The 16,381-nt window shown below is 41.6% G+C and carries 15 protein-coding genes; 2 read left to right on the plus strand and 13 right to left on the minus strand.

Annotation, left to right across the window (positions count from 1 at the left end; all coding sequences use genetic code 11):
* Positions 1–30 precede the first annotated feature (30 nt).
* Positions 31–1,155: an ROK family protein gene (locus tag BUA11_RS01675; protein ID WP_143145235.1), complete on the plus strand. Its 1,125-nt coding sequence runs from the start codon at positions 31–33 to the stop codon at positions 1,153–1,155.
* A gap of 52 nt (positions 1,156–1,207) precedes the next feature.
* Here BUA11_RS01675 and BUA11_RS01680 read toward each other — a convergent pair whose 3' ends face one another.
* The 12 genes from BUA11_RS01680 to BUA11_RS01735 all read right to left on the minus strand — a co-directional run bounded on the left by BUA11_RS01680 (position 1,208) and on the right by BUA11_RS01735 (position 12,239).
* Positions 1,208–1,771, minus strand: a complete 564-nt coding sequence (locus BUA11_RS01680) for a LemA family protein (RefSeq protein WP_072757628.1) — start codon at positions 1,769–1,771, stop codon at positions 1,208–1,210.
* A gap of 34 nt (positions 1,772–1,805) precedes the next feature.
* The gene (locus BUA11_RS01685) at positions 1,806–2,741 is read right to left on the minus strand and encodes a phosphoribosylformylglycinamidine cyclo-ligase (protein ID WP_072757630.1); all 936 of its coding nucleotides are present in this window, start codon (positions 2,739–2,741) and stop codon (positions 1,806–1,808) included.
* A gap of 45 nt (positions 2,742–2,786) precedes the next feature.
* The gene (gene purD, locus BUA11_RS01690; protein ID WP_072757632.1) at positions 2,787–3,971 is read right to left on the minus strand and encodes a phosphoribosylamine--glycine ligase; all 1,185 of its coding nucleotides are present in this window, start codon (positions 3,969–3,971) and stop codon (positions 2,787–2,789) included.
* 31 nt (positions 3,972–4,002) lie between these two features.
* On the minus strand, positions 4,003–4,929 hold the full coding sequence (locus BUA11_RS01695) for a phosphoribosylaminoimidazolecarboxamide formyltransferase (RefSeq protein ID WP_245789428.1): 927 nt from the start codon (positions 4,927–4,929) through the stop codon (positions 4,003–4,005).
* 3 nt (positions 4,930–4,932) lie between these two features.
* On the minus strand, positions 4,933–5,538 hold the full coding sequence (purN, locus tag BUA11_RS01700; protein ID WP_072757634.1) for a phosphoribosylglycinamide formyltransferase: 606 nt from the start codon (positions 5,536–5,538) through the stop codon (positions 4,933–4,935).
* Complete coding sequence (gene purF, locus BUA11_RS01705; protein WP_072757636.1) at positions 5,502–6,815, minus strand: amidophosphoribosyltransferase; 1,314 nt, start codon at positions 6,813–6,815, stop codon at positions 5,502–5,504. Before purF ends, purN begins: the two co-directional genes overlap by 37 nt.
* A 106-nt stretch (positions 6,816–6,921) precedes the next feature.
* Entirely contained in the window at positions 6,922–7,152 is a 231-nt protein-coding gene (locus tag BUA11_RS01710) for a DNA-directed RNA polymerase subunit omega (protein ID WP_072757637.1), read from the minus strand.
* Positions 7,153–7,821 carry a guanylate kinase gene (gene gmk, locus BUA11_RS01715; RefSeq protein WP_072757639.1) on the minus strand — a complete coding sequence of 223 codons (669 nt, stop codon included), beginning with the start codon at positions 7,819–7,821 and terminating at the stop codon, positions 7,153–7,155.
* 6 nt (positions 7,822–7,827) lie between these two features.
* Positions 7,828–8,109: a DUF370 domain-containing protein gene (locus BUA11_RS01720; RefSeq protein ID WP_072757641.1), complete on the minus strand. Its 282-nt coding sequence runs from the start codon at positions 8,107–8,109 to the stop codon at positions 7,828–7,830.
* 75 nt (positions 8,110–8,184) lie between these two features.
* Positions 8,185–9,060 carry a YicC family protein gene (locus BUA11_RS01725; protein ID WP_072757643.1) on the minus strand — a complete coding sequence of 292 codons (876 nt, stop codon included), beginning with the start codon at positions 9,058–9,060 and terminating at the stop codon, positions 8,185–8,187.
* 118 nt (positions 9,061–9,178) lie between these two features.
* Complete coding sequence (locus BUA11_RS01730; RefSeq protein ID WP_072757656.1) at positions 9,179–11,050, minus strand: transketolase; 1,872 nt, start codon at positions 11,048–11,050, stop codon at positions 9,179–9,181.
* A gap of 31 nt (positions 11,051–11,081) precedes the next feature.
* The gene (locus tag BUA11_RS01735) at positions 11,082–12,239 is read right to left on the minus strand and encodes an iron-containing alcohol dehydrogenase (RefSeq protein WP_072757658.1); all 1,158 of its coding nucleotides are present in this window, start codon (positions 12,237–12,239) and stop codon (positions 11,082–11,084) included.
* Positions 12,240–12,412: 173 nt separating this feature from the next.
* On the opposite strand from BUA11_RS01735, the gene BUA11_RS01740 reads away from it, so the two are divergent.
* Entirely contained in the window at positions 12,413–13,702 is a 1,290-nt protein-coding gene (locus tag BUA11_RS01740; RefSeq protein ID WP_072757660.1) for a PhoPQ-activated protein PqaA family protein, read from the plus strand.
* A 59-nt stretch (positions 13,703–13,761) separates the two neighbouring features.
* Here the strand turns inward: BUA11_RS01740 and BUA11_RS01745 are convergent, their stop codons facing one another.
* Entirely contained in the window at positions 13,762–16,284 is a 2,523-nt protein-coding gene (locus BUA11_RS01745; RefSeq protein ID WP_072757662.1) for an alpha-amylase family glycosyl hydrolase, read from the minus strand.
* Between the last annotated feature and the right edge of the window lie 97 nt (positions 16,285–16,381).

Below are 16,381 nucleotides of genomic sequence, written 5' to 3' on the forward strand. Positions count from 1 at the left end.
TCATTTCTTAACACTTGGGAGGAGCGTTCGTTGAAAAAAATCCTACACTCGACAATGAAAGAAAACAATTACCTGTTAATTCTAAGGACGATATTCCACGAAGGTACGATAGAGAGGGTTAGCCTCGTAAAAAAGACATTGCTTTCTCCAAGTACAGTGACTCGATGTATAACTGACTTAAACAACGCCGGTTATATATTAGAAATAGGGCCTGCAGAACAGGAAGGCAACGGTAAACTTGGCAGGAAAGCGATATCCCTGAAGATTAACCCAAGATCTTTTCAGGTGTTAGTCGTTGATATTGGAGCAGTGAGGACGAATTACGCCATTGGAAATGCGGATGGCACGCTCGAGAAGCTTGAATCGTCGTCTACACCTGATACTTTCGAAGAGATTTTGGAAGAGGTCAACGATATTTTACAAAATTACAAAGACGTTGAAGTTGTGGCATTTTCAGTGCCCGGAATGGTGGATGTGGAAAACGACACGATTCTTTTCGTTCCGAGTAAGGGCTGGAAAAACATAAAGATCAACGTTGAAGGCAAAGTTGTATACGCCGACAATGAAGCAAACTTGGCGATGATCGCCGAAGCCTTTCAGCGTGAAGAGGTAAGGAAGTCAAAATGCTCGGTCTTTGTGACTGTAAGGGAAGGATTTGGAACGGGTCTGTGGATTAATGGCGAACTATTCCGTGGTCCTTCTTTCAGCGCCGGAGAATTTGGACACACAATCTTGAACATGCAAAGCAGTAATTTGTGTCGCTGTGGGAATTACGGGTGCCTTGAAACTTATACGTCTATTTCGAGAGTTTTCGGAAAAGGACTTAAGGATGCTCAAAGCCATCTAAATAAACTTTTCAGAAAAAAAGCAGCGGAATTTCTTGAGTATATAGAAACATTATCTGTTGCATTGACCAACATCGTTAATGCAATAAACCCAGAATATCTAATCCTCGGCGGAGAACTTTCAGGTCTTGACGTGGAATTTTATGAATTGCTCGAGAAAAAGATAAAGGGCAGAGCTTTGGAAAATTCTGGAAAGATATTAAAAGTATTACCGCCAACGTTCACCCATGATACTTACCTGTATGGCGCGCTTTACGCAGTTATAGAGGAATATTTCATACCAAATGTGATCTCAAAAGTAGCCAGATAATAATAAAAGCCCAGTTTCTAAGAACTGGGCTTTTATTTTCCATTTGAAAACCTTAGAAATTTACTTTCGGTGCTTCTTGGGCTTCCGGCTTTGCTTCGAAGAATTGCTTTTCTGTGAATCCAAACCTACTTGCGATCAACACATACGGGAATCTTTTAATCAATGTGTTGTATTCTTTCACAGCTTCGTTGTAATCTTTTCGCGCAACCGCTATCCTATTCTCCGTACCGGCAAGTTCATCCATCAGCTGTCTAAAGTTGGCATCGGCTTTCAAATTTGGGTAGTTTTCGACTATGACAAGCAACCTACTGAGTGCTGATGTTAATTCTGCGTCAGCCGTGGCTTGTTCATCTGGTGTCTTTGCTCCGGCAAGTTTCGCTCTCGCGTTGGCAAGCGCTTCGAATATCTCCTTTTCGTGAGCTGCGTAACCTTTAACCGTCTCAACTAAGTTTGGAATCAAGTCGAGCCTTCTTTGGAGTTGATTCTGGATCTGGCTGTAAGTTTCTTTAACGTTTTGGTCTAAAGCTACCATCTTGTTGTACGCACCAATTAGCCAGAAGATAATTCCAAGTGCGACAACACCGATAATAATTAACGCAATGACCCATCCTTTCAAATCGTTCACCTCCGTTTTATTCCACTGGATATCTTTATTGTATCACAATGTTAGTGTTTTGGCTTACTTTACCGATAACTTCTCCGTTCGTAATTTTTAGAACAGATTCAACGTCCTTTTCTGCAATGACCAATATCATTCCGTACCCCATGTTGAATGTCTTAATCGCCTCAGGTATTTCAACGTATTTTAGAATCCATTCTATGTAGGGTTTCAACGTTATACTTATTTCGTAACCTTTATCACCTAACACCCGTCTCAGCGCTCTGAGTATCCCTCCACCAGTAACATGCGCTATGCCTTTGATCAATTCAAAAACTTCGGTAACTTCTTTGTATATCTTCGTGCCGGCGAGTAAGTCGAAGGAAAGCTCTTCGATGCTGATGTTCTCGCTCTCAATTATCTTCCTTATCAAAGACCAGCCGTTCGAGTGGAATCCACTCGCTGGAAGACCTATAATAAAGTCACCATATTCTATCGTCTCTATTGGTATTCGTTTTTCAAGTGTGCCAATGCAGAAACCGGCCGCATCCCAATCGTTTTCAGTATAGATTGATGGTATCTCCGCAGTTTCTCCGGCAACTAATGCCATATCATATTCGTCAAGCTTTCTAACAAGAGCTTCTATGAATTCATAGTGCTGCCTGTCTATTTGGTGAACGCCAAGGTAATCGACAAATGCTCGCGGCTTGCCTCCAACACAGACGATATCGTTGTAGTTCATCGCTATTAAATCTTGCGCGGCATCTGACCAGCTTCTGTACTTTATATGCAACAGCAATTTCGAACCTATGCCGTCAGCTGTTAAGACAATCTTAGGCGTTGTGAAATTCAAAATCGTTGCATAACCCGTCGGCTCTTTCAGTACCCAATCCGGAACTTTGATGACGTTTTTTATATGATCCGTAAAATCATCGTTTCTAAAGACATCAACACCTGAACCTGAATAAGTGTATTTTTCACTACCCATAAATTTCCTCCTTTTTCAACCTAACCAATTAAATATGATTAGATTTTAGATTTGAGCAATATCCTCTCTGTAGAACATTCCCTCGAACTTTACATTCTTTATATTCTCATACGCTTTTCGTCTGGCGATCTCAAGTTCTTTCGCAATGCCCATCGAATGGAGAACCCTTCCACCTGAAACTAAAAGTTTCCCTTCTTTTTCTTTAACACCTGCATAGAAGAAGAAACCACCGTCAATGTCTATAGTCTGTCCTTTTTCCGGATTTTCTGGATAACCTCGCGAGGCTATCACAATATCAACAGCAAAGTTTTCAGGCTTATATTCTCCAAACGGTTCGTTATTAAACGCCTTCAAAACGTTTTCAACAAATCTTTCAGGTTCCATAGCTACGATAACCTCTGTCTCCGGATCTCCAAGCCGAACATTGTACTCAAGAACGTAGGGCTTATTGTCTACAATCATGAGTCCTATGTAAAGAAAACCTCTGTAATCTACACCTTCTTTTTCAATTCCGAATAGCGTCAATTCAAAGATATCTTCGATTTTCCTTTTGAGCTCTTTATCTATCATGATAGGTCCGTAAGAACCCATTCCGCCCGTGTTCGGTCCTTTGTTTCCTGTGTATACCCTTTTGTAATCTCTTGTGAACGGAAGGAGTGCAAAGTTTCTTCCATTAACTATCGCTATCGCTGAAAGTTCCCAACCATTTAAGAACTCATCAACAACAACAGGTCCGCTTACATTTTCGATTAACTTGCCTTCTATAAGTTTCGAACCGCTTTCAAAAGCTTCTTCGTAATCGTTAGCTATTATAACCCCCTTGCCTTGCGCAAGTCCGTCCGCCTTTATTACGTATGGTGGCTTAAAGTACTTTAAAGCATCTTCAAGTTCTATACTGTTGCGGGCAATAATGAACTTCGCAGTTGGGATGTTGTACTTTTCCATGAAGAGTTTTGCAAAACACTTCGAGCCTTCGAGCTTTGCACCATCAGAGCTTGGTCCAAAGACATTTTTCTTTCCGTCAGCAATACCTTTAACGAGAAAATCTTCTGAGCCAGGAATGACGAGGTCAAATCTATCTATCACATCTCCTTCAATGCTTGGTATATTTTCACCTACGAGTTTCGTACCTGCGTTACCTGGGTAGAATGAAACACTGTGCCCCGCTTTATTAAAAGCCCAACCAATTGCGTGTTCTCTTCCTCCGCTGCCAAGTATCAAAACTTTCATATCATTCACCTTCCATTTTTCACAGAGGTTCTCAGTGTCTGAAAAGTCTTATTGGCGATTTATAAAACGCAATTCCATGTTCTTTCGCAAAGTTCAAGACCTCTTCGTCTCTAATAGACCCAAGTGGTGCTGCAACGCATTTCACGCCAGCACTCATAAGTATTTCCAAACCATCGGTGAATGGAAAGAACGCATCGGAGGCAGCTATCGCACCATGCGCTTTTTCTCCTGCTAATGTCGTTGCAATCCAAGCGGACCTCTTTCTCGATGGTTGTCCCCCACCTATGCCCACAGTTACCCCATCTTTCACCAATACAATTGCATTTGATTTGACTGCCTCAACAACTACAAGTGCGAACTTCACTTCGTTAATGTTGAATTCTTCACCGAAAAGTCGTTCCGGCTCTCCTTCGAATTTCCTTTCAGAGAGTACCAGGCTGCCGAACGCTACCTTGCCAGCAAAGGGTGTGTACTCAAGAGGTTTTATAAGTCGGACTTTCTTTTTTGATAGGTATTCGACGGCTTCATTATCAAACTCCGGTGCAACTATAACCTCCAGATACGTGTTTATAGACTTTGCCATGTCCAAGGTGAGAGAAAAGCTTGTAGCGAGTATTCCACCATAACTCGATTCGCTATCTGCTTCTATAGCTTTTCTTATGACATTTATCTTCTCTTCATCGGTATCGTTTCTCAAATACGCGACACCGCACGGAGTTTGGTGTTTGATCACCGCACAGCCTCCGCCTACTACGTTCAAATTCTTTGCAAGAACCCAAGCACTCTCAGCATCCAAGATGTTGTTATATGAGAGCTGCTTACCTTCGTGCAAGAGCTCAAACTGCGGTTTCCCGTAGACAAACGCTGCCTCGTGCGAATTCTCGCCGTAGCGTAAAGTCAAGTCCTGCCTTGGAAGCTCAACTTTCTCTCCTATCTCATTAAAAAAACCCATATCCATAACTTACACCCCCCACAGTACTTTTCTGCCCTCTATTTTGTAAGGCTCGTATAGGATCTTCCTTATTATTCTCCAGTAATGTTCATGTTCCAGTTTGTGTATTCTTTCTTCCAATTCATTCAAAGTCCATTTTTCATCAACTTCTATGGCCTTTTGGAAAATTATAGGTCCTGTGTCAACTCCACTATCCACAAAATGAATTGTAATTCCTGTGATTTTGACACCATACTCGAAAGCTTGGTTTATACCGTCCTTTCCCGGAAAAGCTGGAAGCAACGATGGATGTATATTCACAATCCTTGGAAAGTACTTTTTCACCATGTTCTCTGGTATTATGCGCATGAAACCAGCAAGGACTATTAAGTCAGGAGCGATTTCATCGGTTACTCTTTCAAAATCCTCATACCAAGGTTTTTTCAAAATATGCGATTCAATTCCCAGCTTCAACGCTCTTTCAAGAGCGAAGCACTCCCTATCTACAATCAAACATTCTATCTGTGCACCGAGCTCACCGCTTATAGACTTTTCAGCGATTGTTTGAAAATTGCTCCCATTTCCAGAAGCTAAGACCACTATACGGGGTAGTCGAGATTGAAACAACCCATGCATATTCCATTCACCCCACATCCTTCAAAGACTTCCTTGTAGCCGTCAACGGAAAGGTAGAACAACTTATCAGCTCCTACGTACTCTCTGAGTTTTTCAGCATCGTTTCTCGTTGCTATCAATTCACTCCTGCGTGACGTATCTATACCGTAATTGCACGAACCAATGACGGCAGGTGAATGTATTCCAACGTAAACTTTCTTCGCACCAGCTTCTCTAACCATATCTACGATTATTTTCATAGTCGTTCCTCGAACGATGGAATCATCTATGAGGATTATCTCTTTACCTTCCAAGACAGATGGAAGTGGGGAGAGTTTCCTCCTGACTATCTCTTGGCGATTCTTCGGCATTATAAAGCTTCTTCCTATGTAGTGGTTTCTTATTAGCCCATATTCAATAGGTATACCTGATACTTGACTGTAACCGAGAGAACCTGAGAAACCGCTATCGAGAACGGGGACGATAAAATCGGCCTGCACTCTATTTTCTTCATACAATTTTCGTCCAAGCATCTTTCTGACTTCGTGCGTGTTTACACCGTAGAAGTTACTATCCGGCCTTGCAAAGTAGACAAATTCAAAAGAACAGAACCTATCCTGTCTTCTTGAAAACTTGACAATTTCCGGCTTGTTACTATCGGTGAAAAATATAATCGTGCCAGGTTCTACCTCTTGGATTTCCTCACATTTGCAACCGATAGATCTCAGCGCCGAATCTTCAGACGCCACAATGTAACCATTTTCATATTTTGAATAAAAAAGAGGTCTGATTCCAAACTGGTCACGGGCAGCGGCAAGGAAGGAGTCATGGAGGATAACCAGCGAATATGCGGCTTTGATTCTCGACATGGCCCACTGGAGCGATTCTCTTGGATTTGTGTAAGGTGCAATAGAGAAGTAGTGGATTATGATTTCCGTATCGAGAGTAGTGGAGAATATGCCTCCACTCTCCATTATGAATTTCCTTTTTTCGTTCGCATCTACGATGTTCCCGTTGTGCGCAACTGAGATTCTGCCTTTGAGAGTGTAAGCTGTTATAGGCTGGATTTCGTCGAGTGAACCGTAAGTCGAATACCTTACATGACCTATGCCTCGATTACCTTCCAAGAACCTTTCATCGGTAAGTACGCTTTCTACGAGTCCTTCACCCTTGACAGTTTTAAATCCATTCACAACAACGCCTGCTGCTTGCTGACCTCGGTGCTGGAGCGAAAGGAGCAAGTCATGAATCACATTGTAGGCGTTATCAACGTTCCAAACACCAGCTATTCCACACATAATTCTCCCCCCACGATTTACATCACTTTTGTATTTTAATATCATTATCTATTTGAATTAAAAAGAGGCAGAGGAACCTTTCGGTTCCTCTGCACACACTAATCCCTTATTTGATGTCCGGCAGAAGTATTTTCAGGATATCTTCGTTCTTTATCCTGATGTACCCTTCCTGTAATTCTTTAAAAGCTATGCTTACTGAATAGCTATCAGGTGTCGAGACAAATGGTTTAGCGTAATCGTTTATTGCCTCAGCCCTTTTCGCAACAACGATTGGTATTGCGTACTTGTATGGTATCTTTTCCAAGAGCTTGTCGTATTGTACAACGAGTTTACTCACTTATCGCACCTCCTCAAATAACTTGTTCACTTTAATTGTATCTCTTAACCTTTCATATTTCAACCTCTCGGCAAAAATTATCGATGAAAGGTTTCTGATAGACTCTTCGAGATCTTCGTTTATTATTAAATACTCAAATTCGGGAATGTGCAAAAGCTCCTTTCGTGCAGTATCTAATCTCCGTTGTATCTTGTCCTCAGTCTCCGTTCCCCTTTTTTTGAGCCTTTCTCGCAGTACGCTGTAACTCGGAGGTGCAACAAACACAAATTTAGCACCAGAAAAATTCTTTTTAACCGTTAACGCACCTTGCACATCTATATCAAGTATCACGTCAATGCCTTTGTTTATATTCTCATATACCATCTCAGCTGGCGTTCCGTAATAGTTATCATGCACCTTTGCCCATTCGATAAATTTCTGTTCTTCTATCATCTTCTCAAATTCTTCGTGCGTAATGAAGTAGTAATCTACACCATGTATTTCGCCCGGCCTCTGTTTCCTCGTAGTGCAAGAGACAGAAAAAACAACTCTGTCAACTCTTTCAAGCACAGACCTTATAATGCTCGTCTTTCCAACACCACTGGGACCGCTTATTACAAATAGTATTCCCTTGGCATTTTCAGAGATTTTCTCCGTATTCCAAGGAGCTGGAGTCTCGGAACTGTGCATGTGTTGTTATCCCTTTCTTATCTTTTCAAGTTGCTTCTCAATCTCAGCCATCGATTCGATGAACCTTTGAGCGATTGTTTCAGGTTGGATAGCACTCAGGATGATATGGTTTGAGTCCGTTATGAGTATTGATCTTGTCTTTCTTCCATATGTCGCATCTATTAGTTTGCCTTCACCTTTTGCATCTTCCTTAAGCCTTTTGAGCGGTGCGCTCTCAGGATTCACAATCGCAATAACCCTGTCACCTGCGATAACGTTTCCAAAACCGATATTGATCAATCCGAACATACTCTACACCTCCTGAATTTGTTGAAAAATACTAAAGTGTGTTTAGGCTTGAAAATTCTTGCTACAGATAGATGACTATTCAACATTCATTATCTGCTCTTTAAACTGCGAAACCAAGTACTTCCCTTCTAAAGCAAGATTAGTTACGTTAGTAAATCTGCTCTTCGAAAGTATAGTGTTGAATTCTCTCAGAATCTCCTGAGATATAAAGTTGAGCATATCTCCTATCGGCTCATCCTTAATAAGAAGCTCTTTCGTGCGCTGTAAATGGCTATCCAACCTGACAAGCTCTTCCCTTATATCCGCTCTGTCTGCTATCAAAGCAACAGCGCTCTCGAAAAGTTCCCTATTCAACTCAACCTCATCAGGCAACAATTCTTTAGCGTTCGTTCTTATCCTCTGAGCGATGGCTTTCGGTATCTCATCAGCATGTTCACGGATTTTGTCAACCACTTCAACCATCTTATCAACCATGCTGTTCAAATCTCTCGTAAGTTTTTCTCCCTCGATTCTTCGCTCTTTAACTACCTCTCTGAGCGCTTCTTCCAAAACTTCTTTTGCTCGTTCCCAAGCCATGTCGATTTCTTCGTTTGTAAATTCGAATTGAAATGCGTCTCTGAAGTTGAGCAAATGACTTAGTTCAACAGGTACCGGAATGTTTAGATTCTCTCGGATGTCGGAGAGTGTGTCATAATAAGTCTTTATGAGCGAGTAATCTACCGACACTTGGATAGGCTTTATGAATTTCACCCATATCCTTGCACTTACTTTTCCTCGGCTTATGTACTCTTTTATCTTTGAAATCGCGTCGATTTCTTTCGAGCTCATGAAATAGTTCATCGAAACATCTATCGTAAGTCCTTTTGAATTGAGCGTCTTAACTTCACATGTAATTTTGTAGTAATCTAAAACCTTCTGTATTTTCGCGTACCCCGTCATGCTTCTTGGCATTAATAAATCACTCCCAAATTCATCTGTTTATATTATACACTAATTCCCGAAAAATTCAAAGTATTTCACGAAAAATTAAAAATATGTGCGGAAGTTTGCCTTCCGCACATTGTTTTTCTTATTTGCAACATAACTTTTCCATTATCTTCTCTGCTATCTTTTCGCCGCTAAGTCCGTATATTTCGAAAAGGAATTTCGAATCGCCAGAAACGGGGAATTCACTAAGTCCAAGTTTTATGAACTTACTTGGCATCATTCTCATTTCAAAGTATTCCTGAGCTATCAAGCTCCCAAGCCCGTTAAGTACGTTGTGATCTTCAACCGTTACGACGAAATTGGAGTACTTTCTAAGCACTTCTTCGTCTAAATCATATGGACAGCTGACATTGATAACCGCAAAGTTTATACCTTTTGACTTAAGGATTTCGTGAGCTTTTAACACGTTTGGAATAACAGAGCCTGTTGCGTATATAACTCCGTCTGTTCCGTCTCTGAGTATGTCCATTTTCCCGTACTCAAAAACATAGTTTTCATCGAAGAACAGCGAACCATCTTCTTTTCTGATAGGTTCAAGTTTACTCCTTCCAACTGCAACAACGAAATTGCCGTATTCTTTTGCTATGTATCTCACTACTCTATCGGTCTGGTTCGGGTCAGCCGGGACTATCACTTTGAACCCGTACCACGCAAGCGGTGCGCCTATGTAATTGAGCGCGTGGTGTGTCTTTCCATCTTCACCAACGTCTATACCACAGTGTGTCACAACAACTTTCAAGTTCGTATTGTTTATAGCATTTAATCTGTGCTGGTTGAATGTCTCGTCAACACCAAATACGCCAAAATCCGCAAAGAACGTAACTATTCCATCTGCGGACATAGCTCCCGCAAGTGCTGCTGCGTTGTGCTCCTGCACGCCAATCTCAACAATTCTATCCGGTCTCTCTTTATCTAAGAAATCAAGCTTTACTGAACCCTTCAAATCACAATCAACAGCAACTACGTTATCATTAGCAATGGCAAGATCAGCAATAGCCCTTCCAAGTGCGCTTCTGTTATCCGTTGATTTATCATACACCCTTGGAGCACCTAAATTGACATCAACTTTGTAATACAGCTTAACTTTTTCGTGTGGTTTAACCTCTAACGTTTTTCTCATCGCTATGTACTTTTCAACGTCGTTTTCAATTCCCAATTCATTGAGTGCTTTATCAAGCTCATCCTTTGACAAAGCCTTACCGTGGTAATCAGGTTTATCTTCCATAAAGCTTACGCCTTTACCGATAATTGTATGTGCAATGATTGCTGTCGGGTAGCCATCGTTTCGAGCTATTCTCAATGCAGAAAGTATCTGCTCATAGTTATGACCGTTAATTTCTATTGTCTTCCAGCCTGCTGCTTCGAATTCTGCTTTAATGTCAACGTACATTATGTCCCTTGCATGACCGCTAATTTGGATATCGTTGTAATCGACGATGACAGTCAGATTGTCGAGATGGTACTTTTTCGCAGTTCTTCTTGCTTCTTGTACTTGTCCCTTTGCGCTCTCGCCGTCGCTCATAACCACGTACACATGGTAATCCTTTTTCTTGTACTTTGCAGCCAAGGCAAATCCAACACCTGCCGATAAACCTTGACCGAGGTTGCCCGTTGTCCATTCGACGCCTGGTATCCCACGTGTTATATGTCCTTCGAAGATTGAGGCAGGATGCCTGAAACCTGAGATAACTTCTTCTCTATTTACAAAACCATATGCAGCTAAAGTCGAGTACACTCCCGGGGAAATATGACCATGGCTCACCACTATCCTATCTCTGTCTTCGTTCCATGGATCTTCAGGAAATACGTTTGCAAACGAATACAAGCTGAGCAAAATGTCTATTGATGACATCGAGCCACCTGGATGTCCAGAGTTTGCCACGTATGTCATCTTCAAAATATCTCCGCGACACTGTGTGCCTAATGCTTTAAGTTCTTCCAGTGTTTTCTTCACTTGGCTAACCTCCTTTAAGTTCTAATATATATTATTCATACGCAATCTCATATATTTTTCTTATATCTTCCTTTGTCAATTCCTTAACCGTGCCAAACGGTGCATGTTTGTTAGCAATTTCTGTTAATTTTTCAATGTCTTCTTTAGCAAATCCAACTTCTTTTAAAGTAGTGGGTGCACCGATCTTCTTGTACCAGCATTTGAGTTTATCGATAACTTCTTCTGGCTTAACCTCTCTATCCAAACCAAATATATTCTTATCAAATTTAACCAACTTATGGGAAATCTTGTCTTTTACATAAGTCATCCACGCTGGAAAGACTATGGCAAGTCCCGCTCCATGAGCTACGTCTGGATTAAGTGCGCTTATAGCGTGTTCAAGTTCGTGAGAAGACCAATCTCCACCAGTCGTTCCCATACCTGTAAGTCCGTTGAGCGCTAGTGTGGTAGCAAGACAGAAATTTGCCCGAGCTTCGTAATTTTCTGGTTCTTTCAAAATTATTTCCGTTGCCTCGATAAGTGTCTTAATTATACCTTCGTCTATTCTATCAAGCAAATCACTTCCAGCAACATCGAAGTAATATTCCATAACGTGACTTATAGCATCGATTGCACCGTAAACAACTTGATTTGCTGGCAAGGAATACTGCGTTGTTGGGTCAACAATCGAAACAACAGGGTAAACATGCTTTGAGCCGAAGTAGAATTTCTCCTGGGTAACTTCGTTCGTCACCACGCCGTTGCCGTTCATCTCAGTACCCGTCGCAGACATCGTTAGCACAACATACAGTGGCAGAGCCTTCTTAACGTTGTACCTTCCGATAAATGCATCCCATATGTCACCGTCGTAGTAGTAACCTGCCGCTACCGCTTTTGCACTGTCAACGACGCTTCCGCCACCGACTGCCAATATCGCTTCAACTTGATTGTACTTGGCTATCCTTATCGCCTCATGTACTTTTGAAAGCACTGGGTTCGGTCTTACACCGGAGACTTCAACCTTTTCTATACCGTTTTCGACGAGTGATCTTACAACCTTTTCATAAACTCCGTTCTTTTTTATAGAACCTCCACCGTAGAGCATTAACACTCTCTTGATTCCGTCTTTTTTTAAAAACTCTCCGATTTTCTCAACCGTTCCATTTCCGAAAACCAGTTTCGTAGGGTTGTGGAAAACGAAATTTTCCATACAAATTCCCTCCTTTCGACAATTTTGAACATTCACAACAATGAAATTTTCATTCAGAACCTTGCACCTAAATTATACCACTTTTATCTATTTGTTGAAGTTTTCAATGATTAGCCCAGATTAGCTTAGGTAGGTCGCTTAGGGTGTATAATTAATTTAGGAGGTGAGCAGACATGACTATACGTATAAAATCTTTTCAACACATCATACTTGTGCTCTCAGTACTCATATCTCTCCACTCGGTCAGTTTAGGTAGTTTGCTTGAAAAATATCTCGATAATTCAGGAACGCCGTCGTATGAAATACTTTCACTATCAAACTCACCTGTTGGTGGAAAATGGATACTGCTAAACATCCAAAGCCAAACATGGCGTGGTATAACATGGAACCACAAAGTTGCAGTGTATATACCGAGACGTTTACCACACAAGGAACATGGGATAATATTCGTCACAGGCTCAGCTCCTCGTGACCCGCTCTCAAGAGCAAACGAGTACACACTGGTTGCTGAAAGTATAGGCGCACCTTTTGCGATACTGTGGGATATACCTAACCAACCTCTCTTTGGTTTGAGAGAAGATGCACTAATTGCGTATACCCTTGCAAAATACTTGGAAACACGGGAAGAAGACTGGCCACTGCTCTTTCCGATGGTTAAGAGCGTCGTGGCTACAATGGATTGTCTGCAGCAAATATTCAAAGACCAAGGTTTGAACGTCGAAAAATTCCTTATAACAGGCGCATCTAAGAGAGGATGGACAACATACTTGACCGGTGCGATAGACAAAAGGGTATTTGCTATAGCCCCTATTGTATACGACAATCTCAATCTCCAAGAGCAGATGAAAAGACAGCTGGAATACTACGGAACGTTCAGCGATCAGATCAAAGACTACACAAAACTTGGCTTGACCGAGTTAATGGTTAAGAATGACGAGAAGATTTTTGAAGTAGTTAAATCGATAGACCCGTATTATTATGATATAAAAGTGCCAAAGCTGATAATTCTTGGTTCTAACGACCCATATTGGGTCGTCGATTCCTCTGAGGTTTACTTCGAAAATCTGGCGGCACCCAAGTACGTATTGGTACTGCCAAATGAAGGTCACAATATTTCAAATACGGTCGAAATATTCAATACAATAAGAGCATTCTTCGCAATATCAGTTTCGGGAAAGTATCCAGTTCTGCATTGGAAAAATGAAGAAAGTTCGATCGTTTTGGAGACCGAAGAAGAGATAGAATATGCGAAAGGATGGTACGCAACGTCGAATAACTTGGATTTCAGAAAATCTTACTGGCAAAGTGTTGATCTTGAAATTCAAAATGATGGAGAAAAGTCTGTTGTGAAGTTCAACGCTCCGGATGCCGAAGGAAACGTTGCAATGTTCATCGAAGTCAGACTTATTAAGGAAGGTTATACTTTAAGCCTAACAACTACACCAAGAGTTCTCAGAAAATAATAAAGATAATTAAAAACCCACCTCTTTAACCGAGGTGGGTTTTGTTAATTAACCAACTATTATTCTAATTCGAGCCATACATCGTCCATTATAAGCGGATCCGTCGGATTGCCCCCACCCATTATGTATGCCTTAGGTTCTTGTTGCAATGGTCTGAATTTACTCTCTATTCCATCGTAATCCCAACTCGTTACGTATACAGTCCAGCCACTGAAAGATGAAGGATTTCCAACCCAGTCGCCTTTGACGATTATCTTCACCCAACCATCTTCAACAAAAACTTCAGGTGAACCAAGCTGTGTACCGAACTTGTCTTTCGTAGAACCTTGAGCTGTGTATATCGCACTCGACCAACCAGTTGCGAATACCTCCCAATCCCAATCCCAGTTGTCGAATGCATAGTTCTGCAGTGGAAGAACTCCTGTGCCTTTTCTGCTTGGATCATCTATGAATATCTGGTATGTAACATGGTCAAATCCGTTCGGTGGTCCCCAGCTCTTTGTTAAATCGCGTGGCTTCACGGATATTACTAAGGTACTTCCTATGCTTTCTACCTTTGCTTCAAGTATATCCATTTGACGCTTGAACGTAGCGTCTGTTGGATAGATGTATGTACCGCTTGGTCCTATATCATCATCCGCCGGGTCTTTTGCCTCTGCAAGCAACTTCTTTTCAAGCTCGACAATGAACTTAATCTCCTCAGTGTATACCGTGTCCCTTACGTTCTTTCCGACCGCCCTGACAAGGAGTACGTGTTCGCCGGGATCTAACTTGAATGGGTCAATAACAAACGAGAATTTTCCATTCTTCGGTTCTATTTTCTGCTCACTTTCAGCTTTTCTGTCAAAGTAGACATAGACTGTTCTCGCGTCTGTTTCTCCAAGAATTTCTTTCAGAGCCGTTACTTTTTCGTTTGGTTTAATGCTCACACTTACTTTCGTAGTTGGTTTATAAACTTCAGACTTGTCCTTCGAAATTGCGAAAACCGTAAATGTACGTGCAGGTATCCTTACTGTTATGTAACCGTTCTCCTTGACAACTATAGGCGAGCTTATTCCACCGGTTGCGTTGTATATGGGTTCGAGTGTAGTTCCTGGCTCGTATGAAGTCTTGAAGTTCGATATCCTCGCATCGTTTGCGGTGTTCATGATTATAAAGAGTTCTTCTTCGGAGGATTTCAGCGTGTATACAAGCAGTCCCGCACCTCTTACCTCAGAGAGCAGTATGTTGACCTCGCCATAGCGTGTTGCCGGATGGGCTTTTCTAAATTCTATAGCTTCTCTTATAAATCTGTACATATCGCTGTTGGTATTGAAATGGTCTTCCCCAAAAGAGCCCCAACCGCCTTTGAACATGCTTGCCCTTGTTTCTTCGAAATATTGTTCTGTTCCGTAATATATAACTGGCATACCCGGTAGAGTGAGTAAGAAGCCAAGTGCCTGCATTGTGATATTCGGTGTAACTCCTTTACCAAATCTCTCCATGTCGTGGTTATCGATGAACGTAACAAGTAAACCTTTCTTAAGTATTTCATTTCTCACTTTCATACGGTACGCCAAAAATTCTGTTGGCTGACCGCCTTTTATAACCCTCCTTATCTCTTCCATGAGCGTGAAATCGAGCATGGAATTGAAGCCGTGATCAAAATACGATGCTATCTCCATATCCGATGTATATTCCAGAGGCTTCCCGGAAAGCCACGTCTCGCCAAATGCTATGAAATCTTTTCTAAGCGAGAAAATTCCTTTTTCACCTTTGAAGAACTTGTCGAAGAACTCCTTTGGAACGTACATCGCTGTATCTACCCTGAACCCGTCGACACCAACTTCTTTGATCCAGTAAGAGTAAGCGTCTATCAAAGCCTCAACAACTTCCGGATTTTCAGTATTCAGATCATCCAGTCCGCTCATCTGATAATTGAGCTTTTGGTTCGGATCAGAGTAATTTGTGATATCCGGTGTCCAGTGGTATATAGCCTTTTCTTTTTGCGCCGGGTCATTGTAGTTGTTCAAGTTAAACGGATACTGAGTAGGAGCTGATGTTGGTATGCTACCAGTATTGAGCTCAAACTTTCCATTTCTGAATCTAAAGTAATTTCCAACATGGTTGACCACAATGTCTTGTATCAACTTCATACCGTTGTTATGCAGCGCATCAGCAAGTGCTTTGTAATCTGCAAGTGTTCCAAAATGTTCGTCCACCTTTTTAAAATCCCTCGCCCAGTAGCCGTGGTAACCACCGTAATTGACCCACGGATCCCACCACTGGTTGGCAACAGGTGGAGTTATCCATATACCGTCTATGCCCATACCTCTTATGTATGTTATTTTATCGGTTATACCTTTCAAATCTCCACCGCTGTATTTTGCCCCATCCCTTGGATCGTACTCAACATTGGCTTGGTTGTTGTTTGACGGATCACCATCATTGAACCTATCGATCATGATCATATAGAGCACTTTGTCCGCCCAACCGCCTTTATACTGAGTAAGTACGTCAGAAAGTGCAACCACAGAGCTCAGAAGCAACAGCAAAGTGCTCAGAAGGACAAGTAACTTTCTGTAACCAAACCCTTTAGCCACCTTTACCACCTCCAAACAATAAGATACTTAATTCTACCATTAAAATATGCATGTTAAGAAAATTGTGGTATAATTTCCAAAGAAGGAGGCGAAGATA

The organism is Fervidobacterium gondwanense DSM 13020, assembly GCF_900143265.1.
GTDB classification, from domain to species: Bacteria; Thermotogota; Thermotogae; order Thermotogales; family Fervidobacteriaceae; genus Fervidobacterium; species Fervidobacterium gondwanense.

Excerpts from the sequence above, each read along its gene's own strand:
- BUA11_RS01695 (WP_245789428.1), bottom strand. The coding sequence starts at position 4,929 with ATGGATATGGGTTTTTTTAATGAGATAGGAGAGAAAGTTGAGCTTCCA.
- purN (WP_072757634.1), bottom strand. The coding sequence starts at position 5,538 with ATGCATGGGTTGTTTCAATCTCGACTACCCCGTATAGTGGTCTTAGCT.
- BUA11_RS01725 (WP_072757643.1), bottom strand. The coding sequence starts at position 9,060 with ATGCCAAGAAGCATGACGGGGTACGCGAAAATACAGAAGGTTTTAGAT.
- purF (WP_072757636.1), bottom strand. The coding sequence starts at position 6,815 with ATGTGTGGAATAGCTGGTGTTTGGAACGTTGATAACGCCTACAATGTG.
- BUA11_RS01740 (WP_072757660.1), top strand. The coding sequence starts at position 12,413 with ATGACTATACGTATAAAATCTTTTCAACACATCATACTTGTGCTCTCA.
- purD (WP_072757632.1), bottom strand. The coding sequence starts at position 3,971 with ATGAAAGTTTTGATACTTGGCAGCGGAGGAAGAGAACACGCAATTGGT.
- BUA11_RS01685 (WP_072757630.1), bottom strand. The coding sequence starts at position 2,741 with ATGGGTAGTGAAAAATACACTTATTCAGGTTCAGGTGTTGATGTCTTT.
- BUA11_RS01735 (WP_072757658.1), bottom strand. The coding sequence starts at position 12,239 with ATGGAAAATTTCGTTTTCCACAACCCTACGAAACTGGTTTTCGGAAAT.
- gmk (WP_072757639.1), bottom strand. The coding sequence starts at position 7,821 with ATGCACAGTTCCGAGACTCCAGCTCCTTGGAATACGGAGAAAATCTCT.
- BUA11_RS01720 (WP_072757641.1), bottom strand. The coding sequence starts at position 8,109 with ATGTTCGGATTGATCAATATCGGTTTTGGAAACGTTATCGCAGGTGAC.